The organism is Comamonas sp. 14P8.1.4 (genome assembly GCF_057799285.1).
This window is the reverse complement of the sequence record NZ_JBYOKN010000003.1, coordinates 23,229-49,927: the sequence shown is the minus strand read 5'-3', so window position 1 is coordinate 49,927 and position 26,699 is coordinate 23,229. Positions and strand designations below refer to the sequence as shown.

Annotated in this window: 24 protein-coding genes; 13 read left to right on the top strand and 11 right to left on the bottom strand. The window is 60.6% G+C overall.

What is annotated here, in order from left to right; translation table 11 throughout:
• Nucleotides 1-195: 195 nt before the first annotated feature.
• The 5 genes from dnaG to AC27VO_RS07200 form a co-directional block, all read right to left on the bottom strand.
• Nucleotides 196-2,208, bottom strand: coding sequence for a DNA primase (gene dnaG, locus AC27VO_RS07220; RefSeq protein WP_488666041.1), 2,013 nt, complete (start codon nucleotides 2,206-2,208; stop codon nucleotides 196-198).
• Between the two features lie 159 nt (nucleotides 2,209-2,367).
• The gene (gene flhC, locus AC27VO_RS07215) at nucleotides 2,368-2,913 is read right to left on the bottom strand and encodes a flagellar transcriptional regulator FlhC (protein ID WP_488666040.1); all 546 of its coding nucleotides are present in this window, start codon (nucleotides 2,911-2,913) and stop codon (nucleotides 2,368-2,370) included.
• 36 nt (nucleotides 2,914-2,949) lie between these two features.
• Nucleotides 2,950-3,276 carry a flagellar transcriptional regulator FlhD gene (gene flhD, locus AC27VO_RS07210; RefSeq protein ID WP_312564648.1) on the bottom strand — a complete coding sequence of 109 codons (327 nt, stop codon included), beginning with the start codon at nucleotides 3,274-3,276 and terminating at the stop codon, nucleotides 2,950-2,952.
• 413 nt (nucleotides 3,277-3,689) lie between these two features.
• The gene (locus tag AC27VO_RS07205; RefSeq protein ID WP_488666039.1) at nucleotides 3,690-4,589 is read right to left on the bottom strand and encodes a sulfurtransferase; all 900 of its coding nucleotides are present in this window, start codon (nucleotides 4,587-4,589) and stop codon (nucleotides 3,690-3,692) included.
• Between the two features lie 173 nt (nucleotides 4,590-4,762).
• The gene (locus tag AC27VO_RS07200; protein ID WP_488666038.1) at nucleotides 4,763-5,674 is read right to left on the bottom strand and encodes a DMT family transporter; all 912 of its coding nucleotides are present in this window, start codon (nucleotides 5,672-5,674) and stop codon (nucleotides 4,763-4,765) included.
• A 519-nt stretch (nucleotides 5,675-6,193) separates the two neighbouring features.
• Between AC27VO_RS07200 and xseB the strand changes: the two genes are divergently transcribed.
• From xseB to AC27VO_RS07175, 5 genes are all read left to right on the top strand, one after another.
• Complete coding sequence (gene xseB / locus AC27VO_RS07195) at nucleotides 6,194-6,442, top strand: exodeoxyribonuclease VII small subunit (protein WP_488666037.1); 249 nt, start codon at nucleotides 6,194-6,196, stop codon at nucleotides 6,440-6,442.
• Between the two features lie 10 nt (nucleotides 6,443-6,452).
• Nucleotides 6,453-7,388, top strand: a complete 936-nt coding sequence (locus AC27VO_RS07190; protein ID WP_488666036.1) for a polyprenyl synthetase family protein — start codon at nucleotides 6,453-6,455, stop codon at nucleotides 7,386-7,388.
• Nucleotides 7,389-7,488: 100 nt separating this feature from the next.
• On the top strand, nucleotides 7,489-9,384 hold the full coding sequence (dxs, locus tag AC27VO_RS07185) for a 1-deoxy-D-xylulose-5-phosphate synthase (RefSeq protein WP_488666409.1): 1,896 nt from the start codon (nucleotides 7,489-7,491) through the stop codon (nucleotides 9,382-9,384).
• Nucleotides 9,385-9,565: 181 nt separating this feature from the next.
• Nucleotides 9,566-10,648 carry a TRAP transporter substrate-binding protein gene (locus AC27VO_RS07180; protein ID WP_488666035.1) on the top strand — a complete coding sequence of 361 codons (1,083 nt, stop codon included), beginning with the start codon at nucleotides 9,566-9,568 and terminating at the stop codon, nucleotides 10,646-10,648.
• A gap of 165 nt (nucleotides 10,649-10,813) precedes the next feature.
• Entirely contained in the window at nucleotides 10,814-11,893 is a 1,080-nt protein-coding gene (locus AC27VO_RS07175; RefSeq protein WP_488666034.1) for a TRAP transporter substrate-binding protein, read from the top strand.
• Between the two features lie 150 nt (nucleotides 11,894-12,043).
• Here the strand turns inward: AC27VO_RS07175 and AC27VO_RS07170 are convergent, their stop codons facing one another.
• From AC27VO_RS07170 to yjgA, 3 genes are all read right to left on the bottom strand, one after another.
• The gene (locus AC27VO_RS07170; RefSeq protein WP_488666033.1) at nucleotides 12,044-13,234 is read right to left on the bottom strand and encodes a multidrug effflux MFS transporter; all 1,191 of its coding nucleotides are present in this window, start codon (nucleotides 13,232-13,234) and stop codon (nucleotides 12,044-12,046) included.
• Between the two features lie 98 nt (nucleotides 13,235-13,332).
• Nucleotides 13,333-13,926 carry a molybdopterin adenylyltransferase gene (mog, locus tag AC27VO_RS07165; protein ID WP_488666032.1) on the bottom strand — a complete coding sequence of 198 codons (594 nt, stop codon included), beginning with the start codon at nucleotides 13,924-13,926 and terminating at the stop codon, nucleotides 13,333-13,335.
• Nucleotides 13,923-14,615: a ribosome biogenesis factor YjgA gene (gene yjgA / locus AC27VO_RS07160; protein WP_488666031.1), complete on the bottom strand. Its 693-nt coding sequence runs from the start codon at nucleotides 14,613-14,615 to the stop codon at nucleotides 13,923-13,925. Before yjgA ends, mog begins: the two co-directional genes overlap by 4 nt.
• 66 nt (nucleotides 14,616-14,681) lie before the next feature.
• Between yjgA and pmbA the strand changes: the two genes are divergently transcribed.
• Nucleotides 14,682-16,091, top strand: coding sequence for a metalloprotease PmbA (pmbA, locus tag AC27VO_RS07155; RefSeq protein ID WP_488666030.1), 1,410 nt, complete (start codon nucleotides 14,682-14,684; stop codon nucleotides 16,089-16,091).
• 227 nt (nucleotides 16,092-16,318) lie between these two features.
• On the top strand, nucleotides 16,319-17,206 hold the full coding sequence (locus tag AC27VO_RS07150; RefSeq protein ID WP_488666029.1) for an EamA family transporter: 888 nt from the start codon (nucleotides 16,319-16,321) through the stop codon (nucleotides 17,204-17,206).
• Between the two features lie 58 nt (nucleotides 17,207-17,264).
• On the opposite strand, the gene AC27VO_RS07145 is transcribed toward AC27VO_RS07150, so the two are convergent.
• The gene (locus AC27VO_RS07145; RefSeq protein WP_488666028.1) at nucleotides 17,265-18,023 is read right to left on the bottom strand and encodes an IclR family transcriptional regulator; all 759 of its coding nucleotides are present in this window, start codon (nucleotides 18,021-18,023) and stop codon (nucleotides 17,265-17,267) included.
• Nucleotides 18,024-18,123: 100 nt separating this feature from the next.
• Here AC27VO_RS07145 and AC27VO_RS07140 point away from each other — a divergent pair, with 100 nt between their 5' ends.
• The 5 genes from AC27VO_RS07140 to AC27VO_RS07120 are packed head-to-tail and all read left to right on the top strand — an operon-like array spanning nucleotide 18,124 to nucleotide 23,292.
• Nucleotides 18,124-18,996 (top strand): SDR family oxidoreductase, encoded by an 873-nt coding sequence (locus tag AC27VO_RS07140; RefSeq protein ID WP_488666027.1) that lies wholly within the window; start codon nucleotides 18,124-18,126, stop codon nucleotides 18,994-18,996.
• 53 nt (nucleotides 18,997-19,049) lie between these two features.
• Nucleotides 19,050-20,414: a flavin-containing monooxygenase gene (locus tag AC27VO_RS07135; RefSeq protein ID WP_488666026.1), complete on the top strand. Its 1,365-nt coding sequence runs from the start codon at nucleotides 19,050-19,052 to the stop codon at nucleotides 20,412-20,414.
• Between the two features lie 18 nt (nucleotides 20,415-20,432).
• The gene (locus AC27VO_RS07130; RefSeq protein ID WP_488666025.1) at nucleotides 20,433-21,362 is read left to right on the top strand and encodes a bile acid:sodium symporter family protein; all 930 of its coding nucleotides are present in this window, start codon (nucleotides 20,433-20,435) and stop codon (nucleotides 21,360-21,362) included.
• On the top strand, nucleotides 21,359-22,363 hold the full coding sequence (locus AC27VO_RS07125) for an SDR family oxidoreductase (RefSeq protein WP_488666024.1): 1,005 nt from the start codon (nucleotides 21,359-21,361) through the stop codon (nucleotides 22,361-22,363). Before AC27VO_RS07130 ends, AC27VO_RS07125 begins: the two co-directional genes overlap by 4 nt.
• 26 nt (nucleotides 22,364-22,389) lie before the next feature.
• Nucleotides 22,390-23,292, top strand: a complete 903-nt coding sequence (locus AC27VO_RS07120) for an EamA family transporter (RefSeq protein WP_488666408.1) — start codon at nucleotides 22,390-22,392, stop codon at nucleotides 23,290-23,292.
• Here AC27VO_RS07120 and AC27VO_RS07115 read toward each other — a convergent pair.
• Nucleotides 23,289-23,465, bottom strand: coding sequence for a hypothetical protein (locus tag AC27VO_RS07115; protein ID WP_488666023.1), 177 nt, complete (start codon nucleotides 23,463-23,465; stop codon nucleotides 23,289-23,291). The genes AC27VO_RS07120 and AC27VO_RS07115 overlap by 4 nt on opposite strands.
• Nucleotides 23,466-23,684: 219 nt before the next feature.
• Here AC27VO_RS07115 and AC27VO_RS07110 point away from each other — a divergent pair, with 219 nt between their 5' ends.
• The gene (locus AC27VO_RS07110) at nucleotides 23,685-25,478 is read left to right on the top strand and encodes a monovalent cation:proton antiporter-2 (CPA2) family protein (protein WP_488666022.1); all 1,794 of its coding nucleotides are present in this window, start codon (nucleotides 23,685-23,687) and stop codon (nucleotides 25,476-25,478) included.
• 107 nt (nucleotides 25,479-25,585) lie between these two features.
• On the opposite strand, the gene AC27VO_RS07105 is transcribed toward AC27VO_RS07110, so the two are convergent.
• Nucleotides 25,586-26,674 carry a tartrate dehydrogenase gene (locus AC27VO_RS07105; RefSeq protein WP_488666021.1) on the bottom strand — a complete coding sequence of 363 codons (1,089 nt, stop codon included), beginning with the start codon at nucleotides 26,672-26,674 and terminating at the stop codon, nucleotides 25,586-25,588.
• Nucleotides 26,675-26,699 lie beyond the last annotated feature (25 nt).

The window sequence follows — 26,699 nt, the reverse complement described above, 5'->3', positions numbered from 1 at the left end:
GCCAGAAATTGCAAGAGGTTGGCGCGTTTTTTTCGTAAATATTTTTAGATGCCTGCGTTAGCCTTGCTGCATGCGGCTTTGCGCGGTATTGCTCTTAAAAATAGAGCTGCTAGCGCTCGTCAATTCATTCATTCAAATACATTTGGATTTGAATATTAGAAAAACAAAGCGCTGGCAGCTCCTCTTTTTGAAGTTTTAGTTGCCCGGCGTGGTGGGCGCAGCCAGCAGGCGGTTGCGCCGCTCGATCAGTGCCTGGTACTGCGCTTTGGCGGTGGTGTCGTGCGGGTTGGCCATATAGGCTTTGAGCGCTTCGGTGGCCAGCGTGCCTACACGCTCGGCCATCATGGGGCCCAGAATATTGCGCAGCTCCTGGAACTGTTCTTCTTCCTCGCCTTCCAGGTGGCCGTGCGGGCCGCTCATCAGTTGCAGCGCCAGCGCGGCGTGCGGGGTGTCGGCCATGCGCGTTTGCAAGATGGCCCAGGGCTGGGGGCCGTTTTCCTGGAACTGGCTTTCAATCCACGCGAACAGCGGGCCGTGGGGTGCGGGCTGGTTGGCCAGGGTATCGAGCGCATCGTTGTCCAGGCGTTCCATGAACTTCATCTGCGACAGCAAAATGCGTGTGGCCTGATCGGGCCCGGTTGAAGGCGCCACGCGTGGGCCGCCTGGCATGGGAGGGCGCTGCTGCTCTTTGTAGCGGCCAAATTTGCTTTTGCCTTTCCAGTCGCTCTTCCATTCGCCGCGTGGTGCGTTGTTATTGCCTTGCCAGCGTTCGCCATAAGGGGCGCTGCCGCCGGTGGGGGCAAATTCACTGACCCAGTCCGGTGGTGCCGATGCACTGCTGTGCGGTGCATTGTCGTACTGGGCGGCTGGAGCGGGTTTGCTGGCGCCGCGCTGAAAACGCTTTTCCTGCGCATCAGCCTGGGCCCAGAGATCGGACAGCTCGCGCGTGTCGATCTGGATTTTTTGCGCCAGCTCACCGAGCACCAGGCGCTTGAACGCGCCATCGGGCAGCAAGTGCCACAGCGGGCGTGCCTGGCTGGAGAGCTTGGCACGGCCCTGGGCCTGGCCCAGGTCGCACTCGGCGCTGGCCGCTTCCAGCAGAAATTGGTTCAGCGGCAAGGCATTGGAGATCTGGCGCGCAAAAGCGTCGCTGCCATGCTCACGGATATAGCTGTCGGGGTCGTGCTCGGCAGGCAGGAACAGGAATTTGATGCTGCGCGTGTCGGTGGCGTAGGGCAGGGCCGCTTCCAGTGCCTTGTGCGCGGCGCGGCGCCCGGCGTTGTCCCCGTCAAAGCTGAAGACCACGGAATCCGTAAAGCGAAACAGCTTTTGCACGTGGTCGTTGGTGCAGGCCGTGCCCAGCGTGGCTACTGCATTGGGAAAGCCCAGCTGCGCCAGGGCCACCACGTCCATATAGCCTTCGGTGACCAGTACATAGCCCATGCTGCGCAGTGCATCGCGGGCTTCATACAGGCCGTACAGCTCGCGCCCTTTGTGGAACAAGGGTGTTTCGGGCGAGTTCAGGTATTTGGGTTTCTCGTTACCCAGCACGCGTCCGCCAAAGCCGATGCACAGGCCTTTGACATCGCGGATGGGAAACATGATGCGGTCACGAAAGCGGTCGTAGCGCTTGTCGTCTTCACCGACGATGACGAGGCCCGACTCGTGCAGCTGCGGGTCGTCGTATTCGGGGAACACGCTGGCCAGGCTGCGCCAGCCTGCGGGGGCATAGCCCAGGCCGTATTTGCTGGAGACGGCGCCTGATACGCCGCGCTGCTTGAGGTATTGCACCGCGTGCGGGCTGTCTTTGAGCTGGCTGCGGTAGGCGTTGCCTGCGCGCTCAAGCACATCGTTGAGTGTGGCCTGCTTGACCTTGGCGGCGGCCTGGCGCTCACGCTCTTGCGGGCTGATGTCTTCTTGTGGCACCACCATGCCGACCTGGCCGGCCAGGTCGTTGACGGCCTCGATGAAGCCCATGCCGGTGTGTTCCATCAAAAAGCTGATGGCATTGCCGTTCTTGCCGCAGCCAAAGCAGTGATAGAACTGTTTGGCCGGACTGACGCTGAAGGAGGGGGATTTTTCGCCGTGAAAGGGGCACAGGCCCATGAAGTTGGCGCCGCCCTTTTTGAGCTGGACGTAGCGCCCCACCACGTCGACCACATCGACGCGTGCGAGCAACTCTTGCAGGAAAGATTGAGGAATGGACACGGTGTCTATTGTCCGGCATGGCGCTCGCTTGCGCCGAACTGTGCCTTTGCGGCGACGAAAAAATCCCGGCGCGTGCGGCAAAGCAGGTGTTTGGGGTCGAAAAAAAGCCCGACCTTGAAGGGCCGGGCTGTCAATGAAGGGAAAAGGATGGGATGCCGCTTAGTGCAGCATCAGTGCGCCTGCGCTCTTGCTCTTGCCAGCGCGCGCTGGTGGTGTGCACAGGCCGCATTCAAAGTGGCGGGCGTTTTCATACAGTTCAGACACAAACATGCCGCTGCACTTGCTGCACTTGGTGCGGGTGAGCATGTTGGCGTCCACAAACTTCACCAGGCGCCAGGCACGGGTGAAGGACAGCAGGCAGTCCAGCTGCGAGGCCGTGACCTGCTCGGTGTACAGGCGGTAGGCCTTGGTCAGGATCTCGACGGAGTCCGCATCTACGCCCTTGGACAGGTATTCATAGATGTTCAGGAACAGCGAGCTGTGGATGTTCTCTTGCCAGGTCAGGAACCAGTCTGTGGAGAAGGGCAGCTGGCCTTTGGAGGGCGACTTGCCGGCAATCTCTTTGTACAGACGAATCAGGCGTTCGTAGGACAGCGTGGTTTCCGATTCGAGCACTTGCATGCGTGCGCCCATGTTGATGAGCATGGCAGCACGTTCGATTTGCTTGGATTCGTTCAGAACGCTTTTGGTGGCGGTATTGGCCATGGGAGTCTCCGTGTCGGGTCGGTGGGCGTTGCGGGCTTAGAGGACTTCGGAGACGCGGCTGGCCATCAGGATGTTAGCGTGCAGCGTGTTGGTGGCTTCGTTGCCGATCTTGTTGCTGCTGTGGTTGGTCAGCAGGTTCCAGACCAGGTCATCGTCCACACGGAAGCTGCACAGCATGGTGTTGCGGGAGGCGATCTTCAGCACTTGGGCTGCGGAAAGGGTGCCCAGAATGTCGCAGGCTTCTTCGCTCAGGCCCAGGCGGAAAACCGCTTCGGCTTTGTCCTTGCGAATCAGCGTCTGTGCCAGCATCAAATAGGTGAGGTTGGCTTCACGGATCTCAGCTAGCAATTGTTCGTCATTCATGATTCATCCTTTTCCAAAAAACCTGTTCGAGTCGTTGCTCGGGGGTGGGTCGCTTGGCTCGGGATCGAGCGGCGATCTGATGGAATGAATTGTGAAATACCGTCAACGAGGCATGGAGTCGGGGCACGCCGGTGCGCGTTGTCTCGTTTGCAATCTGGGTTTGTCTGGTTTGGTATCCGCGTTTGTAGGGGAAATTCCTACATAAGCAGCATTGCACTGCTGGGATGGGGTGAATTTTAACGGCTTGGAGGCCGGGTAAAAGCTCAATCAATGCCGGGAAAAGCCGCCTGGATCACGGCTTGTATACCAGTTGGCTTTTCCTTCACCGCATGTCTGCATGATGCCTGAATTCAGGACGCTTAATGCTCCTGAAACAGGTGCAAAAACCCGCTTGTTCTCAGCGGAAACGATGTTTAACTTTTGGCCATCGGGCGGGCTGGGTTGCTGCACCACTCACTCCAGCTGCCGGCAAACAGCTGTGTAGGGGCATACCCTGCGATTTCCATGGCAATCAGGTTGGGCAGGGCGCTGACACCGCTGCCGCACTGGTGCACCACGGTGGCCGGGTCCTGGCCTTGCAGCAGGGCATCGAACTCGGCGCGCAGCAAAGCCTGGGGTTTAAAGCGCCCATCCAGGGCGATGTTCTCGGTGAACGGTCGGTTGAGTGCACCGGGGATATGGCCTGCCACGGGGTCCAGCGGCTCCACCTCGCCGCGGTAGCGTGCGGGGGCGCGGGCATCAATCAGGGTTTGGTTACCCTGGTTCAGGCGTCGCTCCACTTCAGTGGCACTGACCAGCTGGCGCAGGCTGTCTTGCAGGGCAAAGTTGGATTGGAAGTGGGCGGGCTCTTCCCCTTGGCTGGTGCTGCCACCCAGTGCTACCCAGCTGGGCAGGCCGCCGTCGAGCACGGCGACTGCATCGTGCCCTGCCCATTTGAGCATCCACCACAGGCGGCCGCAGAAGTTGCAGCCCTGGCGGTCGTAGACCACGGCTTGCATGTCATTGCGAAAACCCACCGAAGACAGCCACTGGGCAAAGCGCTCACGGCTGGGCAGCGGATGGCGTCCACCCGAGGCAGGCTGGTCGGTTTGCGCGGTCTGCACCTGCCCGTCTTTGCCGGGCGCGCCGTGGCGTGCGCTCAGGTGCTGGTCCAGGTCTGCGTGCACGGCTCCGGGGATGTGTGCTTCGAGATATTGCTGACGTCCTGCAGCGGGGTTGCTCAGGTCAAAGCTGCAGTCAAACACCATAAAAGGCTGGCCGCTGGCTTGAAGGGCTTGCAACTGGGCGGGCGAAATTAGGGTGGTGTAAGTCATGGCCATGCACAGGGAGTTCAATCTCCATGCATTGTGAACCAGTCACCACGGCTGTGTTCACAAAAAAAGGAGCTGCAAGCGATTGTCCTGCTTGAAGTTCAGAAGTAAAACAACTGAATATCTAGCAAATAAAGGCGTAAGCAGCTCTTATATAGAGAGTGCAGGCCGTGCGCCTAGCGTGGGCTAGCCGGGCGGGCTGCGCCGCGGGAGCGGAAGATGGTGGCTGCAATGCCGCTGATCACAATCAAGGTCATGCCCAGCCAGCCTTCCCAGCCCAGTTGGTCATTGAACAAAAACAGACTGTACAGCCCGGCAAAGACAATGCCTGAGTACTGCAGATTGGCCACCACCAGGGTGCCGCGTGCGGTTTTGGCGTTGGCGTAGGCCTTGGTCATGCACAGCTGGCCACCGGCGGCCAGCAGGCCGATAGGCAGCAGCCATACGGCAGCCTGCCAGCCCGGCCATTGCGAAAAGCCGGTGATGAAGCACGCCACCAGGCCTGCCAGGGTGCAACCCAGGCCGAAGAAGAACACGGTGCGCGACTCGGGTTCGCCGATGCGCGAGAGCGAGACCACCTGCATATAAGCCAGCGCGGACAGCAGCCCGGAGGCCAGGCCAAACAGTGCGGCCTGGGTTTGTTCCTGGGCAAAGCTGGGTTGCAGCATCAGCACCACGCCGACAAATCCCATGAAGATGGTCAGCAGCAACGGGGTGTTGAGTGCTTGCCGTGGTTTGCCGCTTTTGGGGTGCAGCGACCACAGGGCGCCAGCGAGCAGGAACACGGCAATCCACAGGCTGCTCATGTAGTTGAGGGTCATGGCGCTGGCCAGCGGCATTTGCGTGATGGCGTAGAACCAGCTGCCCAGAGCGCTGACCCCCACCAGGCTGCGCCAGGTGTGCATCCAGGGGTGGGCGGTTTTGAGGGAGACGCCTTGCGATGCGCTGAGCAGCCACAGCACCAGCATGCCGATCAGGCCACGGTAGAAAACGATTTCTGCGGTATTGAAATAGGGCGCGGCATATTTGATGCACATCCCCATGGTGGCAAAAAGAAAAGCGCCCACCACCATCCATAGCACTTGCATGGCCAGTTGTCCCTGATTAGCTGTTGTTTGTAGTTTTCAATCAAAAAGAGCTGCCAGCGCCCATGTACAGGGCGCTGGCAGCTCTGGAGAGCGTAGCAAAAAAGCGCAGGTTTGCGACGGCGGCACCCCCATCGTCTGGCGATACCACGCATGGAAATGCTGCATGCCGTCCACCGCCGGACTCTGTTAGGGCTCCACCTCGTAGCCACCGTGTGCCGGCAGCGCGCGGTGGCCTGTGTTCATGCGCGCGCCGATCTCAGCGTCTTCCTCGGTGGTTTTCTCTCTAGGGGCCGTGGCAGAGGGCGCTGCGTCTCACAGGGCAAAGCGCGTGCCGGTCGGTGGGGAATGGGGATGTAAGTGGTGGGGTTATTTCCACGGGAAACTTATGTGTATTGAATCAAAAGCTTGGCTGCAGAAAACTGTAAATTCTGCGCCAGCGTGCAAAGCCAAAGCCCCGGATGCCGGGGGCGCTTTTGCACCGCCTAAAATCACAGGTTCCCCAATCCCACGAGCGCCCACATGCCCAAGGCCAAAACCAACGCTGTTTTTGACATTTCCACGCCCCCAGCCAGCTACGAGCTGGCACTGGCCGAGCTGGAAACGCTGGCAGTGGCAATGGAGTCCGGCCAATTACCTCTGGGCGAGATGATGAATGGCTATCGCCGCGCTTCTTTCCTCCTGGAGTTCTGCCGCCAGCAGCTCGACACTGTCGAGGCGCAAATCCGCGCGCTGGATGAAGGGCAGATCAAGCAGTGGTCGCAGGACTGAGTGGGTTGATATGGAATCTCAGATTTTGACTACACCAAACACTTCCGCGCCAGCCATTTCTCCCTTTGACTTCCACGCATGGATGCACGAGCAGCTGCAGCGCACGGAGCAAGCGTTGTCGCTGTGGGTTGGGGTGAGTGCCCCTGCCAACCTGGGCGAAGCCATGCGCTACGCGGTGCTGGATGGCGGCAAGCGCTTGCGCCCTTTGCTGGTGCTGGCCGCCGCGCAGTCGGTGCAGGGGCTGAGTGAGGCCGCTCTGCGCGCAGCCTGTGCGGTGGAGTTGATCCACGCGTACTCGCTGGTGCACGACGACATGCCTTGCATGGACAACGATGTGCTGCGCCGCGGCAAGCCCACAGTGCATGTGCAGTTTGGTGAGGCGCAGGCCTTGCTGGGTGGTGATGCCCTGCAAGCATTGGCGTTTGAGCTGCTGACCCCTTCGGATCTGGAGGTGCCCGCCCCGGTGCAAGCCAAGTTGTGCCGCATCCTGGCGCAGGCAGCCGGTGCACAGGGCATGGCTGGTGGCCAGGCCATTGACCTGGCCAGCGTGGGCAAGGCACTCAATGAACAGCAGCTGCGCCAAATGCACAGCCTCAAAACCGGGGCGCTGCTGGAAGCCAGTGTTGCCATGGGGGTGGCGTGCGCTGCGGTGTCGCTGCCTGTGCAGCAGGCCCTGGGCCGTTATGCCACGGCGCTGGGTGTGGCCTTCCAGGTGGTGGATGATGTGCTGGATGTCGTGGCCGATGCGGCCACTTTGGGTAAAACGCCCGGCAAAGATGCTGCCAACGATAAGCCGACTTTTGTTTCCTTGATGGGGTTGGAGGGCGCACGCGCTTACGCCAACGATTTGTTGCAGCAGGCATTGCAGGCGCTGGAAGACAGTGGCTTGGCGGATGTCCGGGCCCTGGCTGCGCTGGCACACATGGTGGTTTCCCGCTCGCACTGAGCCATGGTCACACCACAACGTCGAATTTCTCCTATTGCCTGGCTTGCACTTGTGAACACACACTGTTCGCTTCGTGCAACCTGCCACCCGTAATTTGCTAATGACCACGAATGCTTACCCTTTGCTGCAGAAAGTGCATGCACCTTCTGACCTGCGTGCGATGTCGCGCAGCGACCTCAAAGCGCTGTCTGATGAGTTGCGAGCCTGTGTGCTGGACAGTGTGTCTAAAACCGGGGGGCACCTCAGCTCCAACTTGGGCACGGTCGAGCTGACCATTGCTTTGCACCACGTGTTCAACACGCCGTATGACCGCGTGGTGTGGGATGTGGGTCACCAAACCTATCCCCATAAGATTTTGACGGGGCGTCGCGAGCGCATGCCATCGCTGCGCCAACTGGGGGGGATTTCGGGTTTCCCGCTGCGCACGGAAAGCGAGTTCGACGCTTTTGGTGCCGGTCACTCCTCCACCAGTATTTCTGCCGCCTTGGGCATGGCCATGGCGGCCAAGCGCAAGGGTGAGGATCGCCGTGCTATTGCAGTGATCGGCGACGGCGCCATGACTGCAGGCATGGCCTTTGAGGCCATGAACAACGCCGGTGTGCTGGATGGCAACCTACTGGTGATCCTGAACGACAACGACATGAGCATCAGCCCGCCGGTCGGCGCGCTGAACCGCTATTTGGCACAGCTCATGAGTGGCCAGTTCTACGCGGCTGCGCGCAATGTGGGCAAAAACGTGCTCAAGCAAGTGCCGCCGTTGCTGGAGTTGGCCAAACGCCTGGAGCAGCACGCCAAGGGCATGGTGGTTCCGGCCACCATGTTTGAAAACTTCGGCTTTAACTACATTGGCCCTATTGATGGTCACGACCTGGACTCCCTGATCCCCACACTGGAGAACATTCGCAGCCTGGAAGGGCCGCAGTTTCTGCACGTGGTGACCAAAAAGGGGCATGGCTACAAGCTGGCCGAAGCCGATCCGGTGACCTACCACGGTCCTGGCAAGTTTGATCCGGCCGTCGGTGTGGTGAAGTCCAACGCACCTTCCAAGCCGACGTTCACGCAGATTTTTGGCAACTGGCTGTGCGACATGGCGGCCCAGGACAAGCGCCTGGTCGGCATTACGCCTGCGATGCGTGAAGGCTCGGGCTTGGTAGAGTTTGAAAAGCTCTTCCCTGATCGCTACTACGACGTTGGGATTGCGGAGCAGCATGCCGTGACCTTTGCAGCCGGCATGGCCTGTGAGGGCGTCAAGCCGGTGGTGGCGATTTACTCCACCTTTTTGCAGCGCGCCTATGACCAGTTGATTCATGACGTGGCACTGCAAAAGCTGCCCGTGGTGTTTGCGCTGGACCGTGCCGGTTTGGTGGGTGCCGACGGTGCTACGCATGCCGGTGCCTATGACATCGCCTTTGTGCGCTGTATTCCGAATATGAGCATGGCCACGCCTGCCGATGAGCGCGAATGCCGCCAGTTGCTCAGCACAGCCTATGCGCAAGACCACCCGGTGTGCGTGCGCTACCCGCGTGGTGCCGGTGTGGGCGTGGAGCCGCTGAAGGACTTGTCGGGCCTGCCCTTTGGTAAGGGCGAGATGCGCCGTGAAAGCGCCGCACCGCGCCAGGGTGAAGGCGCAGCGCAGCCGCGCATCGCCATTTTGGCGTTTGGCTCTTTGCTCTATCCCGCTTTGCAGGTGGGTGAGGCGCTGGATGCGACCGTGGCCAATATGCGCTGGGCGAAGCCTTTGGATGAAGCGCTGGTGCGTGAACTGGCCGCAAGCCACGATGTGCTGGTGACGGTGGAAGAAGGCTGCGTGGCCGGTGGCGCAGGTGCTGCTGTGTCGGAGGCTTTGTCTGCTGCAGGTTTGACCGTCCCGATGCTGCACCTGGGGCTGCCAGATCAGTTCATTGAGCACGGTGATCCAGCCAAGCTCCTGGCGCTGCAGGGCCTGGATGCGGCGGGGATCGAGCGTTCGATTCGCCAGCGTTTTCTGGCCGCCTAGTTCGTCCTTCTAGCCATGTCAGTCAGCCTGCGGGCTGACTGACAATTGGCTGAAGACGCGCTGGTTTCAGGGGTTTACCCCCAACGGTTTTTACATTTTCCATTCCTAAAATTTTGTACGCCCTGCTGGGTGTGGCGGCAGATTGCTGCAGCAGCCGCGTGTGCATATTCAAGGAGAAAAAATGGACCGTCGTTCCCTCATTAAAAACGCTGGCATTGCTGGTGTCTTGGCTGCCGCAGCAGCCCCAGCTGTTCACGCGCAAGCGGCAGTCCGTTGGCGCCTGGCCTCGAGCTTTCCCAAGTCGCTCGATACCATTTTCGGCAGCGCTGAAAAATTTGCCCAGGTGGTGAAGGCCCTGTCGGGCGGCAAGTTTGAAGTGTCGACCCATGCTGCAGGCGAGCTGATGCCCGCGTTCGGTGTGGTGGACGCTATTGAAAACAGCACCATCGAAATGGCGCAAACCGCGCCGTACTACTTCACGGGCAAGAACTCTATTTTTGCATTTGGCTGCGCAGTGCCTTTCGGCCTGACAGCGCGCCAGATGGATGCCTGGATGGAACATGGCAACGGCCGCAAGCTGTTTGACAAGTTCTGTGCCAACTACAACATCAAGAGCTACAGCGCGGGTAACACCGGCACCCAGATGGGCGGCTGGTACCGCAAGGAAATCAAGTCCGTGGCCGACTTGAAGGGTCTGAAGATGCGCCTGGGTGGCGGTCTGTTTGGTGAAGCCATGGCCAAGCTGGGTGTGGTGTCGCAAAACATGCCCGCTGGCGACGTGTACCAGGCACTGGAAAAAGGCACGCTGGACTCGACCGAGTTTGTGGGCCCCTACGATGACCAGAAGCTGGGCTTCAACAAAGTGGCACCGTTTTACTACTACCCCGGCTGGTGGGAAGGTGGCGCAGAGCTGGAGTTCTTCGTCAACGCCAAGGCCTATGCCGCGCTGTCGCCCGAGTTCAAGGCCATTGTGGACACCGCCACTCGCGTGGCAGCCCGTGACATGACGGCCAAGTACGATGCGTTCAACCCCATCGCGCTGAAGAAGCTGGTGGCGGACAAGACCCAGCTCAAGGCATTCCCCAAGGACGTGATGGACGCGGGTTTCAAGGCCTCCATGGAAGTGTTTGCCGAGCACGAAGCCAAGTCGGCCGAGTTCAAGGAAATCCACCAAGACATGCGTGCTTTCCAGCGCGATCAACTGCTGTGGGAGCGCTTCTCGGAGTTGCGCTTTAACCAGTACATGACGTCGGTCAAGCTGTAATTGACTGTGCGTACAGCGCTTGCATGGTTGGCCATGCAAGCGCGGCGTAGATAAAGGCCGGTGCATGCTTTCGCTCTCAGCACCGGTTTTTTTGTGTCTGCAAGACCGCCACAGAAGCGGCGCAGATGGGAGAGGTTCGTTTCATAACCCCTAAGGAGACCCCTAATGGATCGTCGTTCCATGCTCAAAAATGCCGGTATCGCCGGCGTTCTGGCTGCTGCTGCAGCCCCAGCCGTGCACGCACAACCTGCATTGCGCTGGCGCATTGCTTCCAGCTTCCCCAAATCCCTGGACACCATCTATGGCGCGGCCGACGTATTTGCGCAGGCGGTCAAGTCGATGACGGGTGGCAAGTTTGAAGTGTCGGTGCACCAGGCCGGTGAACTGATGCCTGCGTTCAACGTGGTCGATGGCGTGCAAAACGGCAGCGTGGAAATGGCCCACACTGCGCCGTACTACTTCTTCGGCAAGAACGAAGTGTTTGCCATTGGCGGTGCGATCCCCTTCGGCATGAATTCGCGCCAGCTGACTTCCTGGGTGGTGGAAGGCAACGGCAGCAAGCTGATGACCGAGTTCTACGCCAAGTACAACATCGTGCCGATGCTGGGTGGCAACACCGGCGCGCAGATGGGTGGCTGGTTCCGCAAGGAAGTCAAGAGCACGGAAGATATCAAGGGTCTGAAGTTCCGCGTGGGCGGTTTTGCGGGCCGCGTGTTGGAAAAGCTGGGTGCTGTGCCGCAAAACATTCCGGCCGGTGAAATTTACCAGTCGCTGGAAAAAGGCACGATTGACGCTGCCGAGTGGATCGGCCCTTACGACGATCTGAAGCTGGGCCTGAACAAGGTAGCGCCTTACTACTACTACCCCGGTTGGTGGGAAGGTTCGCTGAACCTGTCGTTCTACATCAACGACAAGGCGTTCAACGGTCTGAGCAATGAGTACAAGGCCATTGTCAAGGCGGCAGCCCATGAAGCCCATGTGACCTGCCAAGGTCGCTACGATGCCCGCAACCCCGCTGCCCTCAAGCAACTGGTGGCCGCAGGCGCCAAGGTGCTGCCATTCCCGCAGCAAGTGATGGACGCTTCGTTCAAGGCTTCGATGGAGCTGTACCAGAGCCTGGATACCAGCAATCCAGACTGGAAGAAGGTCTACACCGACTACCGCAACTTCCAGCGCGACCAAGTGCTGTGGTTCCGTTTTGCGGAAGGTCGCTTCGACAGCTTCATGTCCAGCCAGAAGCTGTAAGCCGCGCGGGATGCCGCACAAAAAAGGCAGCCGATGGGCTGCCTTTTTTTGGGTGCGATGTTTCTAAAAGGATAGCTGAAAGCGCAAGTATTATCTTGATCTCAAATAGAAATCTATAGATTTTCTAGGTTTGACAAGCGCTGGTTGCTCTTATTTTTCAGTGGATGCGTAGCGGGTGGAGCACCACCAGGTCAGCATGCCCAGGCCCACCAAGCAGAGCTGGCCAATGGCCAGCGCCAGACCGCTGTGGAACAGGTGGGGGGCAATTGCTCCGGCGGTGATGGCAAACACACTCATCTGCGTGAAGCCTTGCAGCGACGAGGCCAGGCCGCGCATGTGTGGGAACAGGTTCATGATCTGCAGCGACAGCAGCGGCGTCAGCAGCGCAATGCCCAGTGTGTAGCAGGCAATGGGCAATACCGCCCAGGGCACGGTGGGTGTGGCCGTCAGGCTGTGGTAGAGCACATTGCTGGTGCAACCCAGCAGCAAGCAGCCGTAGCCAATGATTTGCTGCACACGCTCGGGAATGTGCTTGGCCAGCACGCCAGAGATGGCCGAGCCGATCATGGAGCCACCGATCAGCGGCATGAACAGCCAGCCAAACGAGGTTTCATCGAGCTTGAGGATGACCATCACAAACTCTGCAGCAGCGCTGATGTACAGCCCAATGCCGCCAGACATCAAGGCCAGGCCCAGCACCATCAGGCGAAACTGCGGGTGGCGCAGTGCGGTGAGGTAGTTGCGCGCAATCACACCCAGTTTGAGCGGGGTGCGCTGTGCCGCAGGCAAGGTCTCAGGCAGCACACGCCAGCACATGACGGCCAGCAGCAGGCCAAAGGCTGCCAGGAAGAAGAAAGTGGCACGCCAGCCGCCATGGGCCTGCAGCCAACCTCCCAACACCGGGGCAATGGCGGGCGCCAGGCCAAAGCAGAACATGACCATGCTCATCATGCGCTGGGCATCGGCGCCATGGAAACGATCTTGCACGACGGCACGGGCAATCACCATGCCTGCACCAGCCATGGCCCCTTGGGCAAAGCGTACGGCCACCAGGGCTTCAATGCTGCCCACAAACGCGGCGACGGTCGATGTCAGCGCATAGCCCACACCTGCAAAAATCAGCACACGGCGGCGGCCAAAGGTGTCGCTGAGCGTGCCGTAAAACAGCATGGTGATGGCCATGGCCAGCACATAGACGCTCAGGGTCTGCTGCACGGCTGTTGGGCTGACAGCAAACTCTTGCGCAATGGCGTGGAACGAGGGCAGGTAAGTATCAATGCCCAGCGCGCCCAGCATGGTGCACATGGCCAGAATAAAAGTCAGCGATAAATGGCTTTTCATGGGTCTCTGTGTCTTGCAGTGCGGCAGGTGTCACTGTGCATCAGTCACTGCATAAAAAAGGCACATGGGGTGCATGTGCCTTGGTGGTTGCGCAGCTGCTAGGCCTTGGACGCGCGCTGGGCGCTCTTGGGGCGGAAGGCTTGGCACACGGTGTGGTCGGTTTCCAGGTACGGACCGCCAATCAGGTCGATGCAGTACGGGACGGCGGCAAAAATACCATTCATCCGCTGCTGGCCAGCCGCATCTTTGAGGCCTTCCAAGGTTTCTGCAATGGCTTTGGGCTGGCCGGGCAGGTTGATGATCAGGCTTTGGCCGCGAATCACCGCCACCTGGCGCGACAAGATGGCTGTTGGAACAAATTGCAGGCTGATCTGGCGCATTTGCTCGCCAAAGCCGGGCATTTCCTTGTCGGCCACCGCCAGCGTGGCTTCGGGTGTGACATCGCGCAGCGCCGGGCCGGTACCGCCGGTGGTCAGCACCAGGCTGCACCCGGCGTCCACCAGCTCAATCAGGGTTTGGCTGATGGTGGCTTGATCATCCGGAATCAGGCGTGCTTCAAACGTGACAGGGTTGCGCAGGGCGTGGCCCAGCCAGTCCTGCAGCGCAGGCAGGCCTTTGTCCTCATACACGCCGGAGCTGGCACGGTCACTGATAGAGACAATGCCGATCTTGACGGCATCGTGCTCGCTCATGCCTCGTCCTCTGCGTCTACGCCGTGATCCTGGTCATCATCCACACCATGGCTGGCGCTGCCGTTGATGTAGGAGAGCACCAGCTTGAACAGCTCGCGGTAGGCGTTGCCCTTCTTGGCGGGCGCCAGGATCTGGCCCTTGGCTTCAGCATCGATGGCTTTTTGTTTGGCGGTGGCTTCGTCCTTGCGCACCTGGCGCATCAATGTGCGCACTTGCTGGACATTGGTGGCAGGGAACTGGTCCAGCCAGATGCCCAGGTTGTCGTCGCTGTCGATCAGGCGGTCGCGCCACTGTTCGGCCACCAGAATCTGCGTCTGCTCCAGGCTCACACCTGTGCGCTGCTCTTCCAGCGCGGCCTTGGCGGCTTCGACTTCGCTTTCTTCCAGCTTTCGCATCAACTTGCCGATGAACTGCATCTGGCGGCGCTTGGCTTCAAAGTTGGTCAGGCGCTTTTGCTCAGCCAGGGCTTCCAGCAGTTTTTCCGGCAGCTGCAGGCGATCGAGCAGTTTGGGGCGCAGGCCCAGCAGGGCTTCGCCCAGATCTTGCAGGGCGTCGCTCTCCACCTTGCGGTCGGTACGGGTCTGATCCCAGGTGCCTTTGAGTTCGGCCTTCAGCTCCAGATCGCGCTCGCTGCCTTCTGCAACGAACACGCCTTTCACGTAGTAGCCTTTTTTGGGTTTGCGTGACATGTCTTCTCAGGGGAAATAGGGTGGCAGCACATAGGGGCTGCAGTGCTGGGTATCATATCCGCCGCTATGAATAAACCCCGCACACGCTCTACAAGCACCACCGCAGCACAGGCTGATTCTGGTTTCAGCTACAGCCGTTCCTTTTTTGAGGGTCTGGTGGACCAGGCCTTGGCCCATGCCAAAAAGCTGGGCGCCACCGATGCCGGTGCCGATGCGTCCGAAGGCTGTGGCCTGAGCGTGAGCGTGCGCAAAGGTGAGCTGGAGACCGTGGAGCGCAACCGCGACAAGTCGCTGGGGGTGACGGTGTATCTGGGGCAGCGTCGTGGCAATGCCAGCACCTCGGATTTCTCAGAGCTGGCAATTCAGCAGACCGTGCAAGCCGCGTATGACATTGCGCGCTTCACGGCCGAAGATCCCACGGCCGGTTTGCCCGACGCCGAAGACATTGCGCCCGAGTCCACACACAAGGATCTGGACCTGTTCCACGCCTGGAGCGTGAGCAGCGAAGAAGCTGCACGCCTGGCCATTGCGTGTGAAGACGCCGCGCTCAAGACCCACAAACGCATCACCAACAGCGAAGGCGCCAGCGTCTCGGCGCAGCAGAGTCACTTCTACAGCGCCCACACGCGTGGTTTTCGCGGTGGCTATGCCAGCTCGCGCCACAGCGTGTCGGTGGCGCCGATTGCTTCCTTGCCAGGCAAAAACGGCGAAATGCAGCGTGATTACTGGTACAGCTCCATGCGTGACGCGGTGGAGCTGGCCTCGCCCGAAGAAATTGGCCGCTATGCCGCGCAGCGCGCTTTGAGCCGTCTGGGCAGCCGCAAGATCCCCACCACCGAATGCCCGGTGCTGTTCGAGTCGCCCGCAGCAGCGGGCTTGCTGGGTGGCTTTGTGCAAGCCATCAGCGGTGGCACGCTCTACCGCAAGAGCAGTTTCTTGCTGGACTCGCTGGGCAAGCAGGTCTTCCCCGATCACATCAGCATTGAAGAAGACCCCTTCATTTTGCGTGGCAAGGGCAGCTCGCCCTTTGACGACGAAGGTGTGCGCGTGCAGCGCCGCATGGTGCTCGATAGCGGCCGTGTGGAAGGCTACTTCCTGTCCAGCTATTCGGCACGCAAGCTGGGCATGAAGACCACCGGCAATGCCGGCGGCTCACACAACCTGACGCTGACCTCGCGCTTGACGCGCCGTGGTGATGATCTGGATGCCATGCTCAAAAAGCTGGGCACAGGTCTGTTTGTGGTGGAGCTGATGGGCCAGGGCGTGAACTACGTCACGGGCGACTACTCGCGCGGCGCCTCGGGCTTCTGGGTGGAAAACGGTGAAATTGCATTTCCCGTCCAGGAGATCACCATCGCGGGCAACCTCAAAGACATGTACATGGGCATTGAAGCCGTGGGCGCAGATGCCTATAACTACGGTGCCAAAACGGTGGGCTCCATCCTCATCAATCGCATGAAGGTGGCCGGCAGCTAATTGCCACACACGGTGCACTGCAGGGTGAAAAGGGCTGTCTGGGACAGCCCTTTTTTGTGGCGCGCCGTGCGCTGTGTGTTCAAAAGCGGTTACCACACCTGGTGGTCGGTGGATAGGTGGCTGCCTGCGTCACGCAGTTGATCGGCACCCGGCGCAAAGTGTGGGACAGTGGAGCCCCCAGATTGCTCGCCACGCTTTTTATGCAGAACCACCACACGTTACGCCCCATGGATTGGCTCTTGGCCGCAGTCGTCATTGGGGTCTGGGGGGTGAACTTTGTTGTGATGAAGTGGGGCTTGCAAGAAGTCTCGCCCCTGCTGCTGTGTGCGTTGCGCTTTTTGGCGGCATCCCTGCCTTTCTTGTGGCTGGTGCGGCCACCTGCGACTTTGTCGTGGGGTGTGCTGGCTGCCTACGGGCTGGTGCAAGGGGTGGGGCAGTTCGGTTTGCTGTTTGTGGGCATGCAGCTGGGCATGCCTGCGGGGATGGCCTCGGTGGTGCTGCAAACCCAGGCGTTCATCACCTTGTTGATGGCGGCTGCCTTGCTGGGAGAGCGCCCTCAGCCCTGGCAGTGGGCCGGTCTGTGCATTGCGATTGCAGGGCTGATTACGATTGGCGCTGCCCATGGCGATAGCGCCACGCAGATGTCGCTGATCGGCTTTGTATGCACGGTTGGCTCGGCCGCCATGTGGGCCGCATCCAACCTGATTACGCGCCATGCCGCGAAATATGGCGTGTATGAACCACTGCCCTTTCTGGTCTGGAGCAGTGTGTTCCCCATCATTCCGCTGCTGCTGATGTCGCTGTGGCTGGAAGGGGGCTGGAGCACCATGCGCGCACAACTGACGGGCATGACGTGGCAAGGCATGGGGGCTGTGGCGTATCTGGCGCTGCTGTCTACCTTGCTGGGTTATGGCCTGTGGACCCGATTGCTGCAGCGTTACCCCGCCAGCACGGTGGCGCCTTTGTCGCTGCTGGTGCCGGTGATTGGCTTGATCGCCGCGATGCTGTTGCTGGGGGAGTTTCCTTCCGGCATGCAATGGCTGGGCACGGCCGGGGTTTTGCTGGGCATGGTGGTCAACCAGTTTGGCGGGCGTTGGCGCCGGGGTGCTGGATAGGATTTATCATCAAATTGGCTGCTAGCCCTTGCTCCATAAGCGCTAGCAGCTATACAAATTAAGCCAGCGTGCGCCCCAGTGCTGTGGCCGCTTGGTGCAGGCGCGGCACACGCTCCAGAGCCTGGGCCAGGCTCATGCGCGCTACGGGGGCCTGCAAGGCCACGGCGCAGCGCACGCTGCGGGCATCTGGGCCCAGCACCGGCACGGCGACGCAGACCAGTCCATCGACAAATTCTTCGGCGTCCACGGCGTAGCCGTCCTTGCGGATGCGGCGGAACTCTTCTTCCAGCATTTCACGGGTGGTGAGTGTGGTCGCGGTGTAGCGTGCCAGCGGCAAGGTGGCCAGCAGGCTGTTGCGCTGGGCGGCTGCCATGTGCGCCAGGATGAGCTTGCCGCTGGCTGAGCAGTGCACGGGCACATGGGTGCCGGGACGCAGGTTCAGCTGCAAGGGGAAGGCCGACTCAATGCGGTCCAGGTAGACCACCTCCACGCCTGACAAGGCGGTGAAGTTGCAGCTTTCCCCAATGTCCGCCACCAATTGCCGGAGCACGGCATGGCGCACGCTTTGCTGGGCGCTGCCCGCCAGCGTGGCTTCGGCCAGGCGCAGCAAGCGTGGGGCCAGGGCATAGCGGCGGCCATCGGGTTCACGTGCCAGCAAGCCGCCAGCCTCCAGCTGGGTGAGCTGGCGGTGCACGCTGGGCTTGGGCCAGCCGCTGGCGGCAACAGCTTCTGCCAGCGTGAGAGGACGGGCTTCACGCACCAGAATTTCCAGCAAATCAAACAGCCGCAAACCGGGGGTAGAGGTTGAATCTGTCATAAATCTCAGAATTCGAGACGATTTAATAAAATTTTCCGGGATTTTTATCATTCAACGTACAGTCATGGCAAGCCCTTTGCGGTAACGAAAGGATGGCGCCATGTCCGTATCTCCTGCCTCTCTTGCTCCTGCCACCGGTTTTCGCAACGCGGTGCTGACGGGTGCCTGTGGTGGTTTGGGTCAAGCCTTGGCACGCGCCTTGATCGCGCGTGGGGCCAAAGTGGCGCTGCTCGGTATTCAGACCCCCGTGCTGGAGCGCCTGGCCGCACTGGCCCCCGAGCGCACCCGTATCTACACCGTGGATGTCACCGACTCCGAGGCCATGCAGGCCATGGCGCAGGATTGGATGGCATTTGCCGGTATGCCAGATCTGGTGATTGCCAATGCCGGTGTGGCCAGCGGGTTTGATACCGCCCAGGCTGCAGATTTGCCGGTGCTGCGTCGCATGCTGGAAATCAATGTATTGGGGCCTGCCACCACATTCCAGCCCTTTGTACAGGCGTGGCAGCACACGCCCGGTCAGGCTTGTGCCTTGGTGGGCATTGCCAGCATTGCGGGCTGGCGTGGCATGCCGGGGAATGGCGCCTATTGCGCCAGCAAAGGGGCGCTGATTCGCTATCTGGAAAGCCTGCGTGCCGAGTGGCGCGGCACCCCCGTCACGGTGCACACCGTCTGTCCCGGTTATCTGCGCACGGCCATTACGGCCAACAACCAATTTGCCATGCCCGGTCTGATGGAGCCTGAAGCGGCCGTGCAGGTCATGCTGGCGCGCTTGGCCCAAGGCCATACGCATATTGTGATTCCACGCCGCACGGGCTGGCTGTCACGCCTGCTGGGGGGCTTGCCCGATGCATGGATGGATCGCTTGCTGCGCGGCCAGCCCCGCAAGGCACGCTGGGGTGAACCCGGTGGCAACCCGATTCCTGGCATGCCATCCGCAGGCGATAGTGCTTCACCACCACCTTCGCGCTAGCGCAGGACTGCATTCAACAACACGCTACAAAAAACACAATGACGGAGACAACCATGCGCAATGAAAGCCATGTGACCCCAGCACCTTTGGCTGCCGCCACGCCGGTGCAAGCCACGGAAGACATGATCGCCCTGATTGGCGCAGGCCCCTCGGGCCTGGCAGGGGCACGCAATCTGCAAAAGCAGGGCATTCCTTTTCAGGGCTTTGAGGCCTACAGCGATGTGGGAGGCTTGTGGAATATCGACAACCCACGCTCCACGGTGTATGAGTCGGCCCACCTGATTTCCAGCAAACGCACCACCGAGTTTGCAGAGTTCCCGATGGCGGATTCCGTAGCTGACTACCCCAGTCACCGTGAGCTGTGCGGCTACTTCAAGGCATTTGCCGATAAGTTTGATTTGCGCAGGCACTTTCGTTTTGGGGTGCATGTCGAGCGTGTCGAGCCCGTCGATCCTGACGATGCGAATACCCCGTGGCGCGTGACGGTGCGCAATGCCCAGGGAAATGTGGAGACGGCGCAATACAAGGGCGTGGTCATTGCCAATGGCATTTTGGCGGAGCCCAATGTGCCGCAGTTTGAAGGCACGTTCACCGGCGAGCTGTTGCACACCAGCCAGTACAAGCGCGCCAGCCAGTTCACGGGCAAACGCGTGCTGCTGGTGGGGGCCGGTAATTCCGGCTGCGATATCGCGGTGGATGCGGTGCACTATGCACAAAGCGTGGATATTTCGGTGCGTCGTGGCTACTACTTTGTGCCCAAGTATGTGTTTGGCAAACCGGCGGACACCCTGGGCGGCAAGCGCCCCATGCCACGCTGGATCAAGCAGAAGTTTGACAGCACGGTGCTCAAATGGTTCACCGGGGACCCTACGCGTTTTGGCTTCCCCAAACCGACCTACAAGATGTATGAGTCGCACCCCATCGTGAACTCGCTCATCTTGCACCACCTGGGGCATGGCGACATCCATGTGAAGGCCGACATTGCACGCTTTGAAGGCCAGACGGTGCACTTTAAAGATGGCTCCCAGCAAGACTACGACATGGTGCTGCTGGCCACCGGCTACACCTTGCACTATCCGTTCATTGATCGTGCCCACCTGAACTGGCAGGGCATGGCGCCGCAGCTGTACATGAATATTTTTGCACCGCGCTACACGCACCTGGCGGTGCTGGGCATGGTGGAGGCCAGTGGCCTGGGCTGGCAAGGCCGTTACGAGCAGGCTGAGCTGGTCGCGCGCTACTTCAGCGGCATAGCAGGCAAAGCGCCTGCCGCACAGCGCCTGCAGGCGGCGATTGCAGGGCCTGCACCGGACTTGTCGGCAGGCTACCAGTACCTGCAACTGGAGCGCATGGCGTTTTATGTGAACAAAGATGCCTACCGCACTGCCGTGCGTGAGGCTGTGGCCAAGCTGGTCTGAGTTTTCAGGAGAACGAAGATGTTGCCTGTGGACGAAATACGGTTGAATTTCAACCCTGCCTCTTTGGTGCTGCTCAATGGGGTGCTTGGCTTTTTGATGTTTGGTATTGCGCTGGATACGCGCATGGAGGACTTTCGGCGCGTTGCACGCATGCCCTGGGCGATGGCCGTGGGCATTGCCGCGCAATTCATTGTGCTGCCGGCGGTCACTTATGGGCTGACGCGTTTGCTGAACGTTGGCCCGAGCATTGCGCTGGGCATGATCCTGGTGGCGTGCTGCCCGCCGGGCAATGTCTCCAACATTCTCACGCACCGCGCACGCGGCAATGTGGCGCTGTCGGTGTCGATGACCGCCATTTCCAACGCAATTGCGATCGTGGTGATGCCGCTGAACTTTGCGTTCTGGGGCGGGATGCATCCGGCAGCCTCCAGCTTGCTGCAGTCCATCTCGCTGGATCCGCTGGAGATGGTGGGGCACATCGTGATGATCATCGGCATTCCCTTTGTACTGGGGCTGTGGTGCGCGCACCGTTTCCCTGTGGCTACACAGCGGTGCAAGAAAGCCGTGCGCATTCTGAGTTTTGTGGCGTTGATTGGCTTCATTGCCGGAGCCATTGTGGGGAACTGGCGGTTCTTCCTGGACTATGTGGGCCTGGTTTTGCTGGCAGTGGCACTGCATGACGCGCTGGCCTTTGGCACGGGCTATGTCTGTGCCCGCGTGATGGGGCTGGCCGACTACGAGCGCCGAGCCGTGGCGATTGAGGTGGGTATCCGCAATGCGGGCTTGGGCCTGGTGCTGATCTTCAGCTTTTTTGGGGGTTTGGGCGGCATGGCGGTGGTGGCCGGCGTCTGGGGTTTTTGGGACATTATTGCGGGCTTGGCTTTGGCTTCCTGGTGGGGGCGCAAGCCGCCAGAAGGTGCCCCCGCTCTGGAAGGCGTACAAGCATGAGTAGCAAACAGGAGCTGCCCCGCGCGCAGCGTATTTTGATTACCGGTGCCGATGGTTTTTTGGGCCGCACGGTGGTGGCTGCACTGGCTCGCCGCAATGACACCACGGTGGTGGCGGTGGATGTGCGGGAGGTGCCGTCAGAGCGCCAGCACCCCGGGGTCGTCTATTGCCAGCAGGATGTGCGTGATGCACAGCTGCAGCAGACCCTGGAGCGCCATGCGATTGACACGGTGGTGCACCTGGCGTCTATCGTCACTCCGGGCAAAGATTCCAACCGTGCGTTTGAGTACGACGTGGACGTGAATGGCACGCGCAATGTGCTGCAAGCCTGTGTAGCTGCTGGCGTGCACCATGTGGTGGTGTCTTCCAGTGGCGCCGCCTATGGTTACTACGCCGACAACCCTGCGTGGATTACCGAGTCGGATGCGCTGCGCGGCAACACCGTGTTTGCATATTCTGACCACAAGCGCCTGGTCGAGGAAATGCTGGCGCAGTGGCGGGTGCAGCACCCGCAGTTGCAGCAAACCATTTTGCGTATTGGCACGATCCTGGGTGCACGCGTTGACAACCAGATCACAGCCCTGTTTGAGAAGCCTCGCTTGCTGGCCATTCGCGGCAGTGACAGTCCATTTGTGTTCATCTGGGATGAGGATGTGACGGGCGCCATCATGCATGCGCTCGATGGTGCCGAGCCGGGCTGCTACAACCTGGCAGGAGACGGTGCGCTGACCATCCATGACATCGCCCAGCGTTTGGGTAAGCGCACCCTCAACTTGCCAGCCAGCTTGCTGCGCGGTGCTTTGTGGACGGGCACCAAGCTGGGCGTGAGCCGCTACGGACCTGAGCAGTTGGACTTTTTGCGCTATCGCCCGGTGCTGTTGAACCACGCACTCAAACAGTGGGGGTACGTGCCCAGCAAGACCAGTGCGCAGGCATTTGAGGCTTTTGTACAGGCGCGCAGCCAGCATGGCACACCGGTGCGGGTGGCGGTAGCGGCATGAGTGCATCGCCTGGGCATACCACGCACATGTCGCGTGGCGACTGGCTCTGCGCGCTGGCCGTGATTGTGATTTGGGGTCTGAACTTTGTGGTGATGAAGCTGGGTCTGCAAACCCTCAGCCCCATGGTGCTGGGGGCGCTGCGCTTCATGGTGGCCTCCCTGCCATTTCTGCTCTTTGTGCGCCCGCCGCAAATGCCTTGGGGCTATGTGGTGGCTTACGGGTTGGCGCAAGGCCTGGGGCAGTTCGGCCTGCTGTTTTTGGGGTTGCGCTGGGGCATGACTGCAGGCATGGCTTCGGTGGTCATGCAAACACAAGCCTTCTTCACGGTGATTTTGGCGGTGAGCTTGCTGGGTGAGCGTGCCAGGCCCTCGCAATGGTGGGGTTTGGTGCTGGCTTTTGCCGGGCTGGTGGTGATTGCCGCGGGCCATGGCGAAGGTGCGCTACAGATGAGCTTGGCAGGCTTTGTCTTGACCTTGGGCGCAGCCTTCATGTGGGCCGTATCGAACTTGGTGGCACGCAAGGCCAGCCAGATAGTGCCAGGTTACGCACCGCTGCCTTTTATTGTGTGGAGCAGCCTGGTGCCCATCGTGCCGTTTTGTCTGCTGGCCTGGTGGCAGGAGGGCAGCGAGGGCATCGCACAGCAACTGCAGGCAGCCGATGGCAAGGCCGTGTTTGCTGTGCTGTACCTGGCGCTGCTGGCTACGGTGCTGGCCTATAGCCTGTGGACACGGCTGCTGCAGCGCCATACCGCAGCGCGGGTGACGCCTTACTCGCTGCTGGTGCCGGTGGTGGGCCTTATGGCTGCCATGGCCGTGCTGGGGGAGCAGCCCACGGTTGCGCAGTGGCTGGGCACCGGCGCGGTGATCATCGGCATGTTGATCAACCAGTTTGGTCACCTGCTGCGCAAGCCGCAGGCAGCGCTGGCTTAACGATGCCCACGGCCACCGCGGGGGCCACCTCCGTGCGGCCCACCTTGAGGTCCATGCCCTTGGTGGGCGCCGTGGCCATGGTGCCCGTGGTAGTGACCGGGCGGGGGAATGACACACCCGCTCAGCATGCACGATGCGGTGAATGCGGCGATCAGCCATGTGAGTTTTTTCATGGGAACTATCTTCTGGGAAAAGCAAGCCAATGTAGGCCCCAGATGCTGTGAAAAAAGGTAAGAGTGGCGCTCAGTTGCTCCGTGGCTGGCGATGGCTGAGAAGCCAGCTCTCGTGGTACTGGTGACGGTGCCCTACAAGGCCACCACCTTAGGCGCATTAGCATGGCCCGGCGAGGTCACGTGTCGTGACCTTTTCCTTCCTCGCTCAAGGAGTTGTTTATGGCCGTTGAAGGTAATGCCAGCCAGCTTGTGGGCATCGTGACTTTGCTGGGGGCAGCGGTGGTTGGCGTGCCCCTGTTCAAGCGCCTGGGATTGGGCGCTGTGCTGGGTTATCTGGCAGCAGGTTTGGTGATCGGCCCGTTTGGCATGGGGTTGTTGACCGATGCGCAGACCATCATCCACGTGGCTGAACTGGGCGTGGTGATGTTTCTCTTCGTCATTGGGCTGGAGATGAAGCCTTCCCATCTGTGGGGGCTGCGGGGACAGATCTTTGGCTTGGGCAGCATGCAGGTGGTGCTCTCCGCCCTGCTGCTGACCGGTGTGGCCATGGCTTTTGGCTTTTCCTGGCAAGTGGCTTTTGTCAGCGGCGCCGGTTTTGTGCTCACATCCACGGCCATCGTCATGCAGGTGCTGGCGGAGCGGGGGGACATTCATGCCCCGCAGGGGCAGCGCATTGTGTCCATCTTGCTGTTTGAAGACCTGTTGATCGTGCCCTTGCTGGCCATCGTGGCCTTTTTAGCACCGGCGGATGCCGCTGTATCCAGCGTTCACGCATCACCGATGTGGCAGCGCATAGGCATTGCGCTGCTGTCACTGGCAGCGCTGGTGGCGGCTGGCCGCTGGTTGCTGAACCCCATGTTCAGAGTCCTGGCCCGTGCCAAGGCCCGCGAGGTGATGACGGCGGCTGCTTTGCTGGTGGTGCTGGGGGCCGCTTTGCTGATGGAGTGGGGTGGCTTGTCCATGGCCATGGGGGCCTTTGTGGCGGGGGTGCTGCTGTCCGAGTCCAGCTTTCGCCACCAGCTGGAGGCTGATATCGAGCCCTTCCGCGGCTTGCTGCTGGGCTTGTTCTTCCTGGGCGTGGGCATGGCGCTGAACCTCGATGTGGTGGCGCGCAATTGGCAGTTGATTGTGGCCGGTGTGCTGGCGCTGATGACGGGCAAGGCGCTGTGCATCTACCTGGTGGCGCGCTTTGCCAAAAGCGCCCATGCGGAAGCCATGGATCGGGCCATCTTGATGGCGCAAGGGGGGGAGTTTGCCTTTGTGCTGTTCACCGAAGCGCTGAAGTTGCGCGTGATCGGTGCCGAGGTGAATGCCAATATGACGGCCATTGTGGTGCTGTCCATGGCCATCACGCCTTTGGTCGTGGCGCTGCACAAGCGCTGGGCACGGCCTGCAGCCCTGTCCATGGAAGGGGTGGAAGCGCCCGATGGGCTGCAGGGCACAGTGCTGGTCATCGGCTTTGGGCGCATGGGGCAGATTGCCAGCCAGGGGCCGCTGGCCAAGGGCGTGCAGCTGTCCATCATCGACAACGATCCGGATGCCATTCGCGCAGCCGGGCTCTATGGCTTCAAGGTGTATTACGGTGATGGTGCGCGCCCGGACATTTTGCATGCCGCAGGTGCGGCCCACGCCCAGGCGATCGTGGTCTGTGTGAACGATAAAGCGGCCGCCACGCGCATTGTGGAGGCCGCGCGGCGCGAATACCCGCAGGTGCAGCTGGTGGTGCGTGCTTTTGACCGTGAGCATGCGCTGGAGCTGGTGCAGCACGATGCGGACTATGTGGTGCGCGAGACGTTTGAATCTGCCATGGCAATGGGGCGCCAGACCCTGAAGGTGCTGAATGTGAGCGAGGATGAGGCCGACATGCTGATGGAGCAGGTGCGCAACCGTGATGCAGAGCGCTTTGCGCTGGAAACTGCTGGCGGCATGTTTGCAGGCCGTGCGCTGGTCTTGGGCAATATCGCACACATTGCCCCTCCCAAGCACGATGGGCAGACCAGCGAGCAGTCGTAAATGTTTTATGCATAAAAATAGCTGCTAGCCCATACAGCGTATGCGCTAGCAGCTAGTTATTTCATTGCGTTGTCACTTGCTAGGCTGCAGGAGCCAGGGCTGCTGGATCAGCCGGCGTCAATCGCAGCTGCGATGGCTTCGCCGACTTGGGTGGTGTTGGCGCTGCCGCCCAAGTCTGGCGTCTTGGGGCCGGTTTTGATGACCGCCTCGATGGCCGCCACGATGGTGTCGTGCGCCGCACGCCATGGGCCTTCGCTGTGGCCCAGAAAATCCAGCATCAGTGCGGCAGACCAGACCATGGCGATCGGGTTGGCAATGTTCTGGCCATAGATGTCCGGCGCCGAGCCGTGCACCGGCTCGAACAAGCTGGGGAAGGTGCGCTCCGGGTTCAGGTTGGCCGAAGGCGCCAGGCCAATCGTTCCTGTGGTGGCCGGGCCCAGGTCACTCAGAATGTCGCCAAACAGATTGGTGGCCGCCACCACATCAAAGCGCCCTGGCTGCAGCACAAAGCGCGCCGTCAGGATGTCGATATGCTGCTTGTCCAGCGTGATCTCGGGGTAGGCCTTGTGCATGGCATCGGCCTGCTTGTCCCACCAGGGCATGCTGATGGCGATGCCGTTGCTTTTGGTGGCCAACGTCACATGCTTTTTGCTGCGGCTTTGGGCCAGATCGAAGGCGTATTTCAGCAGGCGCTGTGCACCATGCTTGCTGTAGACCGATTCCTGAATGCAGATCTCGCGGTCCGTGCCTTCAAACATGATGCCGCCCAGGGCCGTGTACTCGCCCTCGGTGTTCTCGCGCACCACGTAGTAGTCAATATCACCCGGTTTGCGGCCTGCCAGCGGGCAGGGTACGCCTTCAAAAAGGCGCACGGGTCGCAGGTTGATGTACTGCTCAAATTCACGGCGGAATTTGAGCAGCGAACCCCACAGCGAGATATGGTCTGGCACGGTGGCTGGCCAGCCTACGGCGCCAAAGAAAATGGCATCCATGCCTTGCAGCTGGGCCTTCCAGTCGTCGGGCATCATCTGGCCGTGTTCGGCGTAGTAGTCGCAGTGCGCCCAGTCGAAGTGGTGGAACTCCAGCGCCAGGTTGAAGCGCCGGGCGGCAGCTTCCAGCGCACGCAGGCCTTCAGGCATCACTTCTTTGCCGATACCGTCGCCAGCAATCACGGCAATTTTTTTGGGGTGGGACATCGCAATTCCTTCCAGATAGAGCGGC